We start from the raw sequence: 15,560 nt of genomic DNA on the forward strand, positions 1-15,560 counted from the left end.
CAGGCGGATGCTGTATTTCCAGTTGCGTCTACTTGATATTCGGGCACTGCGCACCCGGATCCACGTTCGGGAACGTCTGCAAGATCCTGATCGAACCGTCTGCCTGTATCTGGCCCAGGCGCATGGCGAGAGGCGTGTGGCGACTCCTGTTCATGGCCACCGGTCCGCGCGGTCCGTCGAACGACACCTGGCCCAGCGCCTTGATCACCTTGTCGGCGTCGGTTGAACCCGCTTTTTCGACCGCGGCCTTGTACAGGAAGAAGGCTTCGTACTGCGGCTCGGACAACTCGTTCGGCGTCTTCAGATCCTTGCCGAATTTCTTGTCCATGGCCGCGAGAAACTTCTTGTTGCCCTGCGTATCGATGCCCGTCAGGTAGGAGCCCGACATATACATGCCCGTGGCGACGTCACCCATGCTCTTCGCCGTGCCTTCGTCGATCGCCAGGTTGCCATAAGGCAGCGTCATGCCGGAACCCTTCAACTGTTTGGCAAGCGACACGTTTGGCGCGCCGCCGGCCGTCGCGCTGATCAACGCATCAGGATGAGCCGCGCGGATCTTGGAAAGAATCGGCGTCCAGTCGGTACCGTCGATCGGCAGGTACTCTTCGCCGACTACCTTGCCGCCGTGCTCCTCGATGTACTTTCTGGTGAATCCAAGCATACCGCGGCCAAAAACGTAGTCGTTGCCGACCAGATAGAAGGTCTTGGCGCCCTTGCTCTTCGCGAAGTAATCGACCACCGGCGCGACCTGCTGCTCGGGCACCCAGCCGTTGACGTACATCCACGGGCTGCACGAACGGCCCTCATAAAACGACGTGTACACGAACGGCTTCCTGCCGCGCGCTACGATCGGCAATGCCGCGTTACGCGCAGCGCTCGTTTCCATGGAAATGATCGCGTCGACGTTCTTCTGGAACACGAGTGTGTCGTACGCTTTCTGCGCGCCGACTGCACCGGATGCGTCGTCGGTAATGTCGAGCTGCACCTGGCGGCCCATGATCCCACCTGCCGCGTTGATTTCATCGACAGCAAGTTGCGACGATTGCACGACGGCCGGCGCGACCACGCTATTGGCGCCGGACAGCCCCACCGCGACGCCGATCCTGATCGGATCGGCTGCAAGCGCACTCATGCAGGTGCAGGCCGCGACGAGCGCCGCGGCGGCCCCAAGGATTTGTCTATTGAACGGAGTCATGGATTTTTTCCTCACAGTGGTCGAATGAAATTCTTGTGTTTCATACGGGCGTGCCATTGGATGCCTCATGTGCGTGAGGTCGGCCAGCCGGTGCCCAGCATCGGGTCGTACACGTCCGCGCGCCGATCGCTCAGCACGTGATTGAAGGCGTTCAGCGTGCGTTCCGAACGGGTGCGCGTCAGATCGATTGCGGCGTACAGGATTTCTTCGCGATCGACACTGGCCGGGCCCGCGACCGGCCATCCGTTGCCGCCCACAATCAGGCTCTGCCCGACGAACGGTTGACCACGCTCCATGCCGATGCGGTTTGCACATGCGATCACCACGCCGTTGCTATGCGCGGCCGCCATGGTGAGCGTCGTGGCCATGGCGGGGCGATCTTCGGGCTGCGCCGGCATCGGCACCCAGTTGGTCGGCACGCAAACGATGTCAGCACCTTGCGTCGCGGCTAGCCGGTATGTTTCGGGAAACCAGCCGTCGTAGCAGATTGCGATGGCGATTCGTCCCAGCGGCGTGTCGAACACCGGAACGCCACGATCGCCCGGTTCGAAGAAGCGATGTTCGTTATTCCAGAGATGCAGCTTGCGATAGACGCCGATGTGACCTGCCGGGCCGGTCAGGATCGCTGAGTTGTAGAGTTGCTTGCCCGCCCGTTCGGCGATACCCATCACGACATGAATGCCAAGGCGCTGCGTCGTTTCAGCAAGCAATTGCGCGGTTTCCCCTTCCGGCAGCGGTTCGGCCAGCGCGAACGCCTCGTCGCGATCGTTGAACACGTAGCCACTATTGGCCAGCTCCGGCAACACCACCAGCGAAGCGCCGCGATGCGCCGCCGCTTCGATGTGGCGGATGCATTGCGCCACGTTGTCGTGCTTACTGCCGACATGAGGTTCCATCTGAACGCATGCGACCACCAGGTCTGCGACACCGCGTTCCGCGGGGTTGTACTGCAACGTCATCATTTCTTCTCCCAAAAGCAAAAAGCCCCCGAACCAGCGTTGGACGCAAGTTCGGGGGCTGCATAGCCTTTCATATGTAGCACGGCATCGTTGCCGTGGAGCCGCCAGAAACAATGACGGCTCAGTCGAAGCGAATTTAAGAAGCCAAATTCAGGATGTCAAGCGGTTTGACTGCGTCCAGGGTAATTCCTTTGGAGGCGTGCCTATAGTCAGTTCAAAACCTCATCCCTCGGCCCGAGCCGGCACATTTGACAACAACGGCCCAAGCCCTTCGGCATAAGTCAGGTGTGAAATCACCGCATCGCGAAGCTGTTGATACGACAGCCCTCCCAATATCGCGGTCTGCATCGCGGCCATCACTTCGCCCGCTTCCGCGCCAATCATCGTGAAACCCAGGATTCGATCGTCATTTGCACCGACGAGTACCTTCATGAATCCCTGTGTCTCGTCGGTTGCAAGGGTTCGCAGCACATTGGCCATGGGCAGCTTCGCGACACGAACCGCGATGCCCTTATGCTGCGCTTCGCGCTCGCTCAGCCCGACATGAGCTAACGGCGGTTCGGTGAACATTGTGTACGGAATCAACCGCTCAGTCGTCCTGCGATTTCCGCCGGCCATGTTGTCCCGCACGATCCTGAAGTCGTCGACCGACACGTGGGTGAACTGCGGACTGCCCGCTGCTTCGCCTATCGCCCAGACGCCAGGCGTGACCGTTTGCAGCCGCTCGTTCACGCGTATATAGCCCCGCTCATTCAACTCAATACCCGCAGTTTCCAGACCGATACCGGCCGTATTCGGAACGCGCCCCGTCGCGACAAGCAGGTCGCTGCCTTCGATCACCTTTTCGCCAGAATCTGTGCGCACAACAACCCGCACACTCGATCCAGACCGGCCTTCCACCTTCACTATCCCGGCGTTCAGGATAACTTCGATGTCCTCTCCGCGCAGAATGCCAAGCATCTCTTCGGCGACATCATTGTCTTCACGCCTCATCAGTCGTTCGCCGTGTTCGACAATGGTCACGCGGCTGCCGAAGCGGCGATAGGCCTGCGCCATTTCGATGCCGACGTACCCACCACCCAATACCACCAGATGTGCCGGTACGTAATCCAGTTCCAGAGAACCAATGTGAGTCAACGGCTCAGCGGCGCGCAGTCCCGGGACATCGGGAATGGCGGCATGTGTTCCGACATTGACCACAACCTGGTCACCGCTAAGCACGCGCTTGCCGCCGTCGTTGAGCTCGACTTCGATCGTCCTGGGTCCGACAAACCTGCCGCTGCCCATGATCAGCTCGGCGCCGCTCGCGGCATAGGCGTTAAGGTGCGCCGTCACCTCGCGCTCGACCATATCGCGCTTGCGCTCGCGAACCTTTGCCATATCGGCGGTGACCGGCCCCGTGACCGCACCGAAGTCCGCAGCGTGTCGCGTCACATGCGCAACACGTGCACTCCAGATTTCATTCTTGCTGGGGAGGCAGGCGACGGCCGGGCACGAGCCCCCTACCCACTGCCGCTCCACGACGGCCACGCGCTGGCCTGATCGTCCGAGGTGCCATGCCAGAAGTTTGCCGCCCTGGCCGCTGCCAAGGATCACCGTATCGAAATGTTCAACATGAGACATAACATGCTCCAATCAGCTAATGGGTGAGCGGGGTGAGCGCGTCGCTATCGTGTGGCGGCACGCTCCGCGATGTTTGCGTTACTTGATCGCCGGGAAATCGACGTCGGTGTCGTTGATACGGTTAAACGTATTGGTGAAGATCGTCATGGCAACGGCCAACGAAATCTCTGCGAGTTGCGTTTCGGTATAGCCGGCCGCGCGAATGGCGGCGAATTCGCTCTCGCTGATCGTGCCGCTCGTCTTCTGTAAATTCAGCACGAAGTGCGCAAGCGCATCGCGCCTTGCGTCGCCGGTCGGCTGCCCCGCGCGAATCTGCTTGAGGGCTTCGGTCGAAAGACCTGTCATCTTGCCCAGCATGAAGTGCGCAGCGACGCAGTAGTCACAGCCGCTCAGTTCGCTGACCAGCAGCTTGATGGTTTCCAGATCCTGTTTGCTCAGGCTTCCGGCTGCCAGCACGCCTTCCGCATTCAGCGCGGCGGCGAGCGTCGCCGGAGCCACGTGACCGGCAGCGGCGAAGAGGTTAGGCACGGTGCCACCGGCAATTTTCTTGACCTGGGCGTAGACGTCAGCGGTGGCGCCCGTGGCGGTAGCAATGGCGGGGACAGTGATGCGGCTCATCATGCAACTCCTTCAGTGGTGGTTAGGAGCCTCCACTTTAGGTGCCGGGAATGATCTTTACGATACTAAATATTGTCATTATTATGCTCAAAAGTATCACATCATTTGCTTAGCGCGGCGGGTCGGGCGGGCAGCGCTTGCCGATACCACCACCGCAGGCCGCGCATGAACCAGGCAGAATCCGGCGTCATTGTTTGCGTCGATGCGCCACGTTGCATGGCTTGATACCGATTCCCGAACAACGCGAAAACATGCTCACCCGCTTCACATGGATCTGCTAAGTCGACTGCTTTCACTGATACCTGTAACGGGGCGGCTGGAGCTGCGCTGTCTTTTCGGCGCGCCGTGGAAAATCGATCAGGCTGTCTCCGGCGTACGAGAAATTCCGTACCACGTGCTGCTGTCCGGTCATGCCGTTCTCGAGGACGTTAACGGGCCGCCCGAACGGCTGACAGCTGGCGACATCATTCTGTTTCCAGCGGGCAACGCACATCTTATTCACGACGGCAGCGGGAAGATTGCGGGGCCCGAAACAAAAAGTCGAAAGGCGTCGCTGATCGTCTTTGAGAACGATGGGAAAGGCGAAAAAGCTGACTTCCTATGCGGACGGTTTCTGCTCGGCGCAGTTCCAGACAGGCTGTTGCGCGACCACCTGCCGGGCCGCCTCGTCGTGCATAGCGCATTGCCCGAACCAGGCGGCGACGTCGAAGGTTCAGCTCGGTCGATTGTCCGCGCCCGCCTGCGGCAACTGATCGAACTGATGCATGAGGAGGCCAACGATCCCGGCCCTGGCAGCGAGATGTTCGTCAATCACCTGTCGGCGGCGTTGTTCGCACTGACGTTGCGTTTCGCCACTGAAGGCACCCAGCCGCCGCATGGTTTGCTCGCGCTCTCGAGGCGGCCTCGTTTGCAACCTGCGATATCCGCAATGTTCGAGACGCCAGGTGAGCCCTGGACGCTGGATCAGTTATCGGCGCTCTGCAATATGTCCCGGGCGACATTCATCCGTCAGTTTCAGGAAGCCATCGGTCGCTCGGCCTCCGACGTGCTGACCGAGGTTCGAATGACCATCGCGGGCCGAATGCTGTTGCATACCGCCTCGCCGATCGCTGAAATCGGCGAGGCGGTGGGCTATCAATCGAATGCCGCGTTTCAACGCGTTTTCAAGCGTCATATCGGCGTTTCACCGGCGCGTTGGCGCTCGTCCGGTGGAAATCTCGAGGCGTGACGCGCAGAGTCGCCGCTCAAACAATCAGGCCACCACTCGATCCTTGTCGTGGAACTGCTGCATCCAGTACGGATAAGGCAGATGCGGCTGCGAAACCTGATTCAGACGTTCGGTCTGCGCTGCGTTCAACGCAATGTGCTCAGCGTCGAGGTTAGCGCTTAGCTGGTCGGTCGTGCGCGCGCCTACGATGACGGAACAGACTTCGCGGCGCGCCAGAATCCACGCCAACGCCACCTGAGCCGGCGACGCGTTCAATTCCGAAGCGATATCGCGCAATACATGCACGACAGGATCCGCCTTCGCGGGATCGATCGGCGGAAAATTGAGCGTGGTTCGACGCCCGGTTTCGCCGCTGCTTCCCTGCGTGTACTTACCGCTCAGGTAGCCGCCCGCGAGCGGACTCCACACCAGAAGCGCAACATCATTCGCCTTTGCCACGGGCGCGATCTCATACTCGACGTCGCGGCTCGTCAGCGCATAGTGAACCTGATTGCTGACGATGCGGGCCCCGTGCGTACAGTTGGTAACTCCCTGCGCACGCTCCAGATCGCCCGCGCTGAAATTGCACACGCCGATGTGCCTCACCTTTCCCTGCGTAACAAGATCATCCAGCGCGCGAAGCGTTTCGTCGAGCGGCACGAGTGCGTCACGGTCGTGCAACTGAAAGAGGTCGATATGGTCCCGGCCGATACGCCGAAGACTCGTTTCCACCGACCGCATGATGTGCGAGCGGCCGAGTCCGACGTCGTTATGGCCGGCTCCTGTGCGCAGCCGAACCTTGGTCGCGACCAGCATGCGCGATTCGTCGAGTCCGAGGTCAGCCAATACCTGACCGACGACCGTTTCAGAGTGCCCTTGCGAATAGGCGTCAGCTGTATCGATCAGATTGATGCCGCGCTCGACGGCCAGCGTGACGAGCCGAGCGGCCTGGGCGCGGTCGAGGCCGGCAATTTCGCCCCAGATTCCGGTACCGGCACCAAAGGTCATGGCGCCAAGACAAAGACGGGAAATGCGCAGGCCTGACCTGCCGAGTGTGCTGTATTCCATAGCGAATCCCTTGATTTGAATCTCTTGCTGAACGATGAGCGGAAAGCACCCGGCGACGCGGCGTCCTGCACGCGTCGCCGGGTATGTCCGCGTCGTTAGGCCGCCTGCGAGACGAGGCCTCGCAGAACGGTTTCCAGTTCCACCTCACCCTTGACGATGTCCGCTTCATCGCTTTCGAACGCGATGAAGCCTTCATTGAAACCGTCGAGCATGCGCATGCGCGGCAGCGGGTCCGTCGTACCCTGGGAGCGGAACAGCTCGCCCCAGGTTTCGCGCAGCACCACCTCCGCACAAACCGAACGACCAAGCACCTGGGCAAATGCCGCGGCCAGATCGTTCGGGCTCACACGTTGCGGCCCCTCCAGTTCGACGACACGCACGCCGCTCCAGGTTTGTTGCAGCAGTTGCGCGGCGACTCGCCCCACGTCCGCGGTCGCGACCATTGGCACCGCCTTGTGGAGCGGCTTCAGAAAGCTGGGGATCACCCCTGTGTCGCGGGCAGGCGCCACGTCCCACGCCGCGTTCTCCATGAACCAGCCAGGACGCAGGAATGTCACCGGCATCGGCAAATCCTGAAGCGCCTGCTCCATCAGCGTACGTTGCGTGAGCAGATTGATTTCGGTGGCTTGCGCGCCGATCGTCGACAGGCAGACCACCTTGCCAGGCGCTGCGGACTGAAGCGCCCCACGCACAGCGTCAATGACAGCACGTGCTTCTGGAAAGCCCGGCGATGGATCGAAATCGGAAGGCGGCAGGATGAAGACGCCTTGCGCGCCCGCGAAAGCGGCGGTAAGCGCTGTCTCGTCGTCCATGTCGGCGGTCACCACTTCACACCCGCGCTCGGCCCACGAACGTGCCCGAGCGGCATCGCGTACCACCGCGCGTACCGGCTGACCGGCTGCGAGCAACGTGCGCGCCACCGCGCCGCCGACCTTTCCTGTTATCCCTGTGATTGCATACATTGCAGCTTCTCCTTGCGTAAATAGAGGGGTCCCACGCGCCAATCAACGATGCGCATAAAGCGAGTTGAACGGCGCATTCGCGAGGGCCGCTCCGGCAGTCACGCGATTGCCCGAATCGGACGAACCGCTGCGCACACCGCCCATGCCGCTGGCGACGTTCGACTCGGCGCCCTTCTGCGCAGCCACCGCGGCTTCGGCTGCCTGAATGTCGGTGGGGTAATGCGGATCGTTGGCGCGGCCGGGCTGGTAGCCCACGCCTTCCAGTTGGATGAGTTCCGCGCGCACCTGCGCACGCGTGACGGTCGAGCTGGATTCCTGAGCGTAGCCAGCGACAGGGAAGGCGATGGCGGCGGCAATAGCGGTGGCGACAGCGGCGGCGAAATAACGGGTATTCATGGCAATGCTCCTTTGGATCGTTGCGGTCGAAACGGACCGTTGGGATGCATTGTGGGTAAACGCGATGAGAAACTAAATGACACGAATGACACTTGTGAAGTGACAGGCAGTCACTAATGAGCCATAGTGCGGTTTTTGAAGCACTGTGCGGAGGGCGCCAATGAGATCGTCCAGCGAAAATCTCTCTAGCGGTATCAGCGTATTTGCGGCTGTGGTCGATGCGGGGACGTTCGCAGCCGCATCCGAAGTGATGGGTATGTCACCACCCGGAGTTAGCCGGGCAATCGCCCGGCTCGAAAAGCGGCTGAAAATACGGCTCTTCAATCGGACGACCCGCGCCGTTTCCCTCACGGAAGAGGGCAAACGGTTCTACGAGCAGGTCATGCCGCACTTAAGGGGAATGGAAGAAGCGGCGGCCGCCGCATCAGGCGGCACCGCGACGGTACGCGGAAAGCTGCGAATCAATCTTGATCCGGCTTTTTTGCGAGTCCTTCTGGGCCCGAAGCTCGACGAATTCATGGAGGCGCATCCTGAACTTGAACTCGAGTTCATTGCGAGAGATCAGCTTGGCGACCTCATCGTGGACGGCTTCGATCTGGCCTTGCGATTTGGCGAACCCCGCTCATCCAGTCTGATTGCGCGAAAGCTTCTGGACACCGCTGTTGTCACCGTCGCAGCACCCTCGTACCTCGCTCGCCGGGGACGGCCGGCGGAGCCTCAAGATCTGGGTCGCGGGGCGCACCGGTGCCTCGAATTCCGGAACCCGGAAACCGGAAAGCCATATCCGTGGGAGTTTCATCGCAAGCGCAAAAAGCTGATTGTCGAAACGAATGGACGGCTTACGGTGAACGATCCGAGCGCTCTCCTCAACGCGTGTCTGGCCGGCTCCGGCATCGCGCAGATGCTTCTGATCGGAGCGGAACCGCTGATTCGGGAGGGGCGGCTCGTCAACCTGTTCCCGGACTGGCCGGATGAGCGCTTTCCAATCTACGCTTACCATCCATCGCGGCACCATACGCCGGCCAAGACAAGGGTGTTTCTCGACTTCATCGTCGCTTTGACGAGTACGGGTTAGCCAGCGGCGCCAGCGGCAGCAGAGAGCCCCGGGTGTGCCGTTTCAGGCCCGCCAGGCCGGCCCCTCAGGAAAGTCATATTCATCGAGCGAGGCCGCAAGCATTTCGATGCTGTAGCCGGCGCGTTGCGGCGGCATATAACGGCCGTTTCGAATTACGACGGGATCGACAAAATGCTCATGCAGATGATCCACGTATTCGAGCACCCGGTTATCCAGCGACGCCGACACGCAGATATAGTCGAACAGTGAAATGTGCTGGACGTACTCGCACAGACCGACCCCGCCCGCATGCGGACACACGGGCACACCGAATTTCGCCGCCATCAACAGGACGATGATCACCTCGTTCAGACCGCCCAGGCGGCAGCTATCGACCTGACAGAAATCGATGGCCTGCGCCTGCAGCAACTGCTTGAACATCACGCGGTTATGACAGTGCTCACCGGTCGCGACACCAATGGGCCGAATCCGCTGGCGGATAGCCGCGTGGCCGAGAATGTCGTCGGGACTCGTGGGTTCCTCGATCCACCAGGGGTCGAATTCCGCCAGGCGCCGCATGTTCGCGACCGCTTCGTCGACGTCCCACACCTGATTCGCGTCCATCATCAGCTTCAGGTTTTCGCCGATTTCTTCGCGCAGAATGCGGGCCCGGCGCATATCTTCTTCGATATTTCCACCCACCTTCTGCTTGAAGTGCGTCCAGCCCTGCGCGACGCCTTCACGTGCGAGCCGGCGAATCTTGTCGTCGTCGTAGCCGAGCCAGCCGGCCGACGTCGTGTAGGCCGGATAGCCATGCGCCAGCATGTCCTTTTCGCGCTCGCCTCTTGTCTTTGCATGACGGTGCAGCATGGCGATGGCTTCCTGCGGCGTGATCGCATCGGTCACATAGCGGAAGTCGAGACACCGCACGAGCTCTTCGGGGCTCATGTCGACGAGAAGCTTCCACACCGGCTTGCCTTCCGCTTTGGCCCACAGGTCCCAGGCCGCGTTCACGACAGCCGCCGTCGCCAGATGAATCGCGCCCTTGTCCGGACCGATCCAGCGCAACTGGCTGTCCGACGTCAGCGTGCGCCAGAAGGCGCCCATGTTCGCGGCGATATCCTCGAGCTTTGTGCCGACCACCAGCGGGGCAAGCGCCTTCACCGCGCTCACGCAGATCTCGTTGCCGCGGCCGATGGTGAAGGTGAGGCCATGGCCTGTGAGCCCGGTCGGCGAATCGGTTTCGAGCGTCACATAGGTGGCGGAGTAATCCGGTGCGGCGTTCATCGCATCGGAGCCGTCGAGTGAACGCGAGGTCGGGAACCGAATGTCCCGGACGGACAGCCTGGTGATCGTGGGCATCTGAACCCCTCCTCTGCGACAGCTATCGTGTTCTGCTTCTAAGCAAAGAGGCCGTGCGTGCACGCCTCGCCTCTTTGCAGCCACCTTCGTTCCACGCGGACGCGAGGCAAGGCGGGAAAAGAAAAGGGAGCGCCGCGCCCCCTCCTCTCTCTTCGCCTCAGGCAGCGCCGGTCAATCGTAGAGCACAGCAGCGATCTTCGGATCGCTCATATTGCTCTTGTCGTACCAGTAGAAGCCCGTGTCGACCTTCTTCGGCAGTTTCTCGCCCTTCAACGCCTTCACTGCAGAGTCGACGACGCATTTGCCGATGCCGACCGGGTTCTGCGTAATGGCGCCGGCCATCAAGCCCGAATTGATGTCGTCCTTCTGCTCCTTGCCCGAGTCGTAGCCAATCAGGACGACCTTCTTGCCCGACTCCTTGACGCCGATCGCAGCACCTTCCGCCGAGCCTTCATTCGCCCCAAAAATGCCCTTGAGATTGGGGTTGGCCTGGAGCATCGTCTTGGCGATTTCCGCCGACTTCAGGTGGTCGCCGCCGCCATACTGGACTGAGACAATCTTGATGTTCGGGTGCTTCGCTTTCATCTCATTCAGGAAACCATCGCGACGATCGATGCCGGTGCGGCTGGTCTGGTCATGCACCACCAGACCGACCTCCCCGGCATTGCCGATCGCCTCGGCCATCTTGTCGGCGGCGAGGGCGGCCGCGGCAACATTGTCGGTCGCGCACGTGGTCAACGGAATGTCGCTGTCGACGCCCGAGTCGAAGGCGATCACGGGTATTTTGGCGGCCTGCGCCCGCTTCAGCAGCGGAATGGCCGCCTTGCTATCGAGCGCGGCGATGCCGAGCGCCTGGGGCTTCTTGGCGAGTGCCGCCGAGAGCATGTCGATCTGCTTGTCGACCATGGCCTCGGTTTCCGGACCCTCGAAGGTGATCCTGACGTTGTGCTCCTTGGCCGACTGTTCCGCGCCGGCTTTGACCGCCTGCCAGAACTGGTGCTGGAAGCCCTTCGAGATGAGCGGGATGTAGGTATCCTGCGCGTACGTCACACTCGCCCCGCCAATGAGCGCGCCAACGCCGACCACGACACCGACTAGTCTTCTTTTCAACATGGGGTTCTCCTCCTAAGTTGGCCATCAACCTTCAGCCGTGCGGGGAGCCTTGGGCGCTCCCTTTTCTTGATCCGGTTTTTTGATCCTGCTTCTTGATTCTGATTCGCGTAGCGTCCACCTTCGTCAGCTTTTCTTGCGCCGCAAAATATCGGCATAAACCGCGAGAATGATGATGAGGCCGGTCACCACGATCTGCCATTCCTGTGCAACGGACATGATGCGCAGGCCGTTGGTCAGCACGCTCATGATGAACGCGCCGATGATCGTGCCCAGAATCGTGCCCGCGCCGCCGCTAAGCGAGGTCCCGCCGATGACCACGGCGGCGATCGCTTCGAGTTCGTAACCTTGGCCTAGCGCCGGCTGGGCCGAATTCAGGCGCGAGGCAATCAGCAGCCCGGCGATGCCGCAAATGGCCCCGGCGAGACCGTAAATCGCGATCTTCCACCGGTCGACATTCACGCCGGAAAGGCGCACCGCTTCTTCGTTGCTGCCGAGCGCAAAGGTGTAGCGGCCGAGCGCCGTGCGATTGAGCGTGACCGAACTCACCACCGCAAGGAAAAACAGGATCAGGACCGCATTCGGAACCGGCAGGCTCGGCAGGAAAGAGCCGATCAGTGAATCCTGGGAAATCATGTAGAAGTTTTCAGTGTCGGTGAAATAGATCGGCTTGTCGGCCGAGACGACGAGCGAAAGGCCTTTCAGCAGCAGCATCATGCCCAGGGTGGCGATGAACGGCGGTATTTTCATCTTCGCCGTGAGCGTGCCCGAAATGGTCCCGCAGATCGCGCCCGTCCCGATCGCAGCCAGGACGCCGGTCCACATCGGCAAATGCCAATAGGTCAGAAACACGCCACAGATGACCGCCGTGAAGGTCATCAAAGTGCCGACGGACAAATCGATGCCGCCGGTGATGATGACGAACGTGCAGGCAATCGCCAGCACGCCGTTGACGGCCGTCGCCTGCAGAATCCCCAGCATGTTGTCCATCTGCATGAACGCAGGGGACGCGAAGCTGAAAAAGACCAGCAACAGGATCAGGCTCCCGAAGGCGAGCAGCTTTTGCAGAGCAGTCGGCGTGAAGACGCGGGCTCTAAGGCCGGACAACCGTCCCTCGCTAGCGAGCGTCGAAGTATCCGATGGCTGTGTCATAAACTGGATCTCTCCTCTTGGGGCTCACGCCGCTTTTAAGGTTTCGCGTTGCGTCGCCAGTTGCATGATGCGCTCCTGCGTCGCCTCCGTGGCTGAAAGTTCGCCGGTAATGCGGCCCTCGCACATCACGACGATGCGGTCGCTCATGCGCAAGATTTCCGGCAGTTCCGACGAGATCATTACGATCGCCTTGCCTTCTCCCGCGAGCGAGCGCAGGAGTTTGTAAATTTCGCTCTTGGCGCCGACGTCGATGCCGCGCGTCGGTTCGTCGAAAAAAAGCACGTCGCAGTCCCGCTCGAGCCATTTCGCAACGACGATTTTCTGCTGGTTGCCGCCTGAGAGAAGCCGCACTTCCTGCGTCGCGGAGGGCGTACGAATGGCGAGCAGATTGATGAAATGGGTGGCTGTCCGGCGGATCTCGGTGCGGCGCAAGAAAAAGTTGAGCGACAGGAATTTGCGCAAGTTGGACATGACAATGTTCGACTCGACGTTCATGCCGGTCGCAAGACCGAAGCGCTTCCTGTCTTCCGAGAGATAGCCGATGCCACGCGCCACCGCATCGCTCGGATTCCTGATCGTCGCTTTCACGCCTTTCACAATGATTTCACCCGATTCGATCGGGTCGGCGCCGAACACCGCGCGGGCGACCTCGGTGCGCCCGGCGCCCATCAAGCCGGCAAAGCCCAATATCTCGCCTTTACGTAATGTGAAGCTGACGTCTCTGACAAGCGGGCCGGCGTTCAGATTGTTGACTTCGAGCGCGACCTCGCCTGTACCTGTCACGTTCACAGAAGGCGCGACGTCGGTCAAGGTGCGCCCGACCATCATGCCGATGATCGCGTCGACGCTGGTGTCTTTCGCGGTGACGGTGGCCACATATTCCCCGTCACGCAACACGGTGACGCGGTCGGCAATCTGCTTCAGTTCGTCCATCTTGTGGGAAATATAAACGATGCCCACACCCCGGCTCTTCAACTCGCGAATGATGCGAAATAGCTCGGCGATCTCGGCGTCGTTGAGCGCCGAAGTCGGCTCGTCCATGATCAGCACGCGCGAGTCGAAGGACAAGGCCTTGGCGATTTCGACCATCTGCTGCTTCGCGACGGTGAGCGTGCTGACCACCGCGCGCGGGTCGATATTCACATGCATGCGGGCAAGAATCTCACGCGCCTGCGCATTGAGCTTGTCTTCGTCGAGGAACAGACCGAGGCGCCCACGCGGCTCGCGGCCGATGAACATATTCTGGGCGACGCTCAGGTGATTCATCAGCTGGAGTTCCTGATGAATGATGCCGATGCCGAGAGCCTGCGCCTCGCGCGGGCTCGAGAACTCGACCGGCTGACCGTCATAGAGGATGTCGCCCGTATCCCGGGTGTAGACGCCAGCGAGGATTTTCATCAGCGTCGACTTGCCGGCGCCGTTCTCGCCCATTAGCGCGTGGACTTCACCCGCCATGAGTTCGAACTGGACTTCGTGAAGCGCCCGCACGCCGGGAAAGCGCTTGTTGAGCTTTTTAACGGAAATGAGTGGGGTCATGACGCGGATTGGACGGCAATTCCGCGACCGCCGCCGGCCTCAATTCGGGGAGCGGGTCGAGCAAGCGCGGGAAGCCGCTGCGCCGGGCGTTGCCGGGTATCGCGACTGAAATCGTAACGAGAAGCCAGACACATTGCTGGGCCACCCAAACTGATGTGCCACGATTTTACGACGCTGAATGGCAGCGGCTCAAGCGTAGGCATTCCCTAGTGTCGTGCGCATAAGTATCTCGCGGCCACTTCCCACTATTTGGTTTGCCGCTCGTTTCAGGCCGGTTCGGCGGTCGCCACGCCACGCAGGCTCCGCTCTACAGACGGCTGTTCATGGCTTACATGCCGCGCCGTTTCGAACAGTTCCGCGAGCCAGTTGACGAAGGCGAGCACGCGAGGCGGAGCGCGGCGATGACGCAGATACGCGACCGATACCGGCAGCGCCGCGGGCCGGTGATGCGGCAGCACTTCACGCAGCCGCCCGGAGTCGAGATAAGGCTGGGCGAGCGCCCGCGGCGGCTGGATCAGTCCAAGTCCGCGCAGCCCGCATTCGAGATATGCATGCTCGTCGCTCACCTGCACGAAGCCCCCAAGCGGCACGCTGACCGTGTCGCCTTCGACCTGAAAATCGAAATCCGCCGCACGCCCTGTTTGCGCGCACATGTGGTTCACCGCGGCATGACCGCTTAGCTCATCGAACCGTTGCGGCGTGCCGCACCGGGCGAGATAAAGCGGGCTCGCACAGGTCACGCGCTCGAGTGCGCCCAGTCGGCGAGCGGCGAGGCTCGCGTCCGGCAACTTTCCAGTCAGAACGCAGCAATCGATCGCTTCGCCGACCCGTTCGACCTGGCGATTGCTGACACCGAAGGTGAGCAGGATGTGCTCGTAGCGCGCGTGAAAATCGTCGAGAGCCGGAAACACGATCGCGTTCGCGACGACCGCCGGCATCTCGACGCGTAACCGCCCGCGCGGCCGGTCATCGGGATGCCTCAGGCTCGCCTCGATGTCGTCGATGTCGGCGAGAATCTGCACGCAACGCTCGTAATACGCGGCCCCCTCGGCAGTCAGACTGAGCCGGCGCGTGGTGCGCACGAGCAACTGGATGCCGAGCATGGCTTCGAGGTTCTGCACGAGTGTTGTCGCGCTTGCACGCGGAATCCCGAGCGACTGCGCGGCGCGGGTAAAGCTGTTGGCGTCGACGATGCGTACGAAGGTCTGCATCGCCATGATGCGATCCATCACGAGCGTCTCTCCTATGGATGTCGAGGCGCTATGGAACACATCACCAGCCTCGTCCTTGTAGAGCACACTAATGCCTTGCATCGAAC

Annotated in this window: 14 protein-coding genes; 2 read left to right on the plus strand and 12 right to left on the minus strand. The window is 61.2% G+C overall.

Translation table 11 applies throughout. The annotated features are described in order from the left end of the window. Positions 1–28: 28 nt before the first annotated feature. The 4 genes from R8871_RS10735 to R8871_RS10750 form a co-directional block, all read right to left on the minus strand. Entirely contained in the window at positions 29–1,195 is a 1,167-nt protein-coding gene (locus R8871_RS10735; RefSeq protein ID WP_175050416.1) for a substrate-binding protein, read from the minus strand. A gap of 65 nt (positions 1,196–1,260) precedes the next feature. Further along, the gene (locus tag R8871_RS10740; protein ID WP_175050417.1) at positions 1,261–2,157 is read right to left on the minus strand and encodes a nitrilase family protein; all 897 of its coding nucleotides are present in this window, start codon (positions 2,155–2,157) and stop codon (positions 1,261–1,263) included. 219 nt (positions 2,158–2,376) lie between these two features. Next, complete coding sequence (locus tag R8871_RS10745) at positions 2,377–3,777, minus strand: FAD-dependent oxidoreductase (RefSeq protein ID WP_175050418.1); 1,401 nt, start codon at positions 3,775–3,777, stop codon at positions 2,377–2,379. Between the two features lie 78 nt (positions 3,778–3,855). Then, complete coding sequence (locus tag R8871_RS10750) at positions 3,856–4,395, minus strand: carboxymuconolactone decarboxylase family protein (RefSeq protein ID WP_175050710.1); 540 nt, start codon at positions 4,393–4,395, stop codon at positions 3,856–3,858. A gap of 268 nt (positions 4,396–4,663) precedes the next feature. Between R8871_RS10750 and R8871_RS10755 the strand changes: the two genes are divergently transcribed. Further along, entirely contained in the window at positions 4,664–5,623 is a 960-nt protein-coding gene (locus R8871_RS10755; protein ID WP_175050419.1) for an AraC family transcriptional regulator, read from the plus strand. A gap of 24 nt (positions 5,624–5,647) precedes the next feature. On the opposite strand, the gene R8871_RS10760 is transcribed toward R8871_RS10755, so the two are convergent. The 3 genes from R8871_RS10760 to R8871_RS10770 all read right to left on the minus strand — a co-directional run bounded on the left by R8871_RS10760 (position 5,648) and on the right by R8871_RS10770 (position 8,028). Next, entirely contained in the window at positions 5,648–6,670 is a 1,023-nt protein-coding gene (locus R8871_RS10760) for an aldo/keto reductase (RefSeq protein ID WP_175050420.1), read from the minus strand. A 95-nt stretch (positions 6,671–6,765) separates the two neighbouring features. Continuing rightward, a complete protein-coding gene (locus R8871_RS10765; protein WP_175050421.1) occupies positions 6,766–7,632 on the minus strand; it encodes an NmrA family NAD(P)-binding protein in 867 nt (288 codons plus the stop codon). A gap of 42 nt (positions 7,633–7,674) precedes the next feature. Further along, complete coding sequence (locus tag R8871_RS10770) at positions 7,675–8,028, minus strand: DUF4148 domain-containing protein (protein ID WP_175050422.1); 354 nt, start codon at positions 8,026–8,028, stop codon at positions 7,675–7,677. 160 nt (positions 8,029–8,188) lie between these two features. Here R8871_RS10770 and R8871_RS10775 point away from each other — a divergent pair, with 160 nt between their 5' ends. Next, the gene (locus R8871_RS10775; RefSeq protein WP_175050423.1) at positions 8,189–9,103 is read left to right on the plus strand and encodes a LysR family transcriptional regulator; all 915 of its coding nucleotides are present in this window, start codon (positions 8,189–8,191) and stop codon (positions 9,101–9,103) included. 42 nt (positions 9,104–9,145) lie between these two features. Here R8871_RS10775 and R8871_RS10780 read toward each other — a convergent pair whose 3' ends face one another. The 5 genes from R8871_RS10780 to R8871_RS10800 form a co-directional block, all read right to left on the minus strand. Next, positions 9,146–10,444 carry an L-fuconate dehydratase gene (locus tag R8871_RS10780; RefSeq protein WP_175050424.1) on the minus strand — a complete coding sequence of 433 codons (1,299 nt, stop codon included), beginning with the start codon at positions 10,442–10,444 and terminating at the stop codon, positions 9,146–9,148. A 171-nt stretch (positions 10,445–10,615) separates the two neighbouring features. After that, positions 10,616–11,557, minus strand: a complete 942-nt coding sequence (locus R8871_RS10785; protein WP_175050425.1) for an ABC transporter substrate-binding protein — start codon at positions 11,555–11,557, stop codon at positions 10,616–10,618. A gap of 123 nt (positions 11,558–11,680) precedes the next feature. Beyond that, positions 11,681–12,706, minus strand: coding sequence for an ABC transporter permease (locus R8871_RS10790; protein WP_175050426.1), 1,026 nt, complete (start codon positions 12,704–12,706; stop codon positions 11,681–11,683). Between the two features lie 24 nt (positions 12,707–12,730). Further along, entirely contained in the window at positions 12,731–14,242 is a 1,512-nt protein-coding gene (locus R8871_RS10795; protein WP_175050427.1) for a sugar ABC transporter ATP-binding protein, read from the minus strand. A gap of 266 nt (positions 14,243–14,508) precedes the next feature. After that, positions 14,509–15,474 (minus strand): LysR family transcriptional regulator, encoded by a 966-nt coding sequence (locus R8871_RS10800; RefSeq protein ID WP_175050711.1) that lies wholly within the window; start codon positions 15,472–15,474, stop codon positions 14,509–14,511. Between the last annotated feature and the right edge of the window lie 86 nt (positions 15,475–15,560).

The organism is Paraburkholderia sediminicola, from assembly GCF_902859805.1.
GTDB lineage: Bacteria > Pseudomonadota > Gammaproteobacteria > Burkholderiales > Burkholderiaceae > Paraburkholderia > Paraburkholderia sediminicola.

What these genes read in the sequence shown, in the direction of transcription:
- R8871_RS10735 (WP_175050416.1), bottom strand. Translation starts at nt 1,195, where the DNA reads ATGACTCCGTTCAATAGACAAATCCTTGGGGCCGCCGCGGCGCTCGTC.
- R8871_RS10740 (WP_175050417.1), bottom strand. Translation starts at nt 2,157, where the DNA reads ATGATGACGTTGCAGTACAACCCCGCGGAACGCGGTGTCGCAGACCTG.
- R8871_RS10745 (WP_175050418.1), bottom strand. Translation starts at nt 3,777, where the DNA reads ATGTCTCATGTTGAACATTTCGATACGGTGATCCTTGGCAGCGGCCAG.
- R8871_RS10750 (WP_175050710.1), bottom strand. Translation starts at nt 4,395, where the DNA reads ATGAGCCGCATCACTGTCCCCGCCATTGCTACCGCCACGGGCGCCACC.
- R8871_RS10755 (WP_175050419.1), top strand. Translation starts at nt 4,664, where the DNA reads ATGGATCTGCTAAGTCGACTGCTTTCACTGATACCTGTAACGGGGCGG.
- R8871_RS10760 (WP_175050420.1), bottom strand. Translation starts at nt 6,670, where the DNA reads ATGGAATACAGCACACTCGGCAGGTCAGGCCTGCGCATTTCCCGTCTT.
- R8871_RS10765 (WP_175050421.1), bottom strand. Translation starts at nt 7,632, where the DNA reads ATGTATGCAATCACAGGGATAACAGGAAAGGTCGGCGGCGCGGTGGCG.
- R8871_RS10770 (WP_175050422.1), bottom strand. Translation starts at nt 8,028, where the DNA reads ATGAATACCCGTTATTTCGCCGCCGCTGTCGCCACCGCTATTGCCGCC.
- R8871_RS10775 (WP_175050423.1), top strand. Translation starts at nt 8,189, where the DNA reads ATGAGATCGTCCAGCGAAAATCTCTCTAGCGGTATCAGCGTATTTGCG.
- R8871_RS10780 (WP_175050424.1), bottom strand. Translation starts at nt 10,444, where the DNA reads ATGCCCACGATCACCAGGCTGTCCGTCCGGGACATTCGGTTCCCGACC.
- R8871_RS10785 (WP_175050425.1), bottom strand. Translation starts at nt 11,557, where the DNA reads ATGTTGAAAAGAAGACTAGTCGGTGTCGTGGTCGGCGTTGGCGCGCTC.
- R8871_RS10790 (WP_175050426.1), bottom strand. Translation starts at nt 12,706, where the DNA reads ATGACACAGCCATCGGATACTTCGACGCTCGCTAGCGAGGGACGGTTG.
- R8871_RS10795 (WP_175050427.1), bottom strand. Translation starts at nt 14,242, where the DNA reads ATGACCCCACTCATTTCCGTTAAAAAGCTCAACAAGCGCTTTCCCGGC.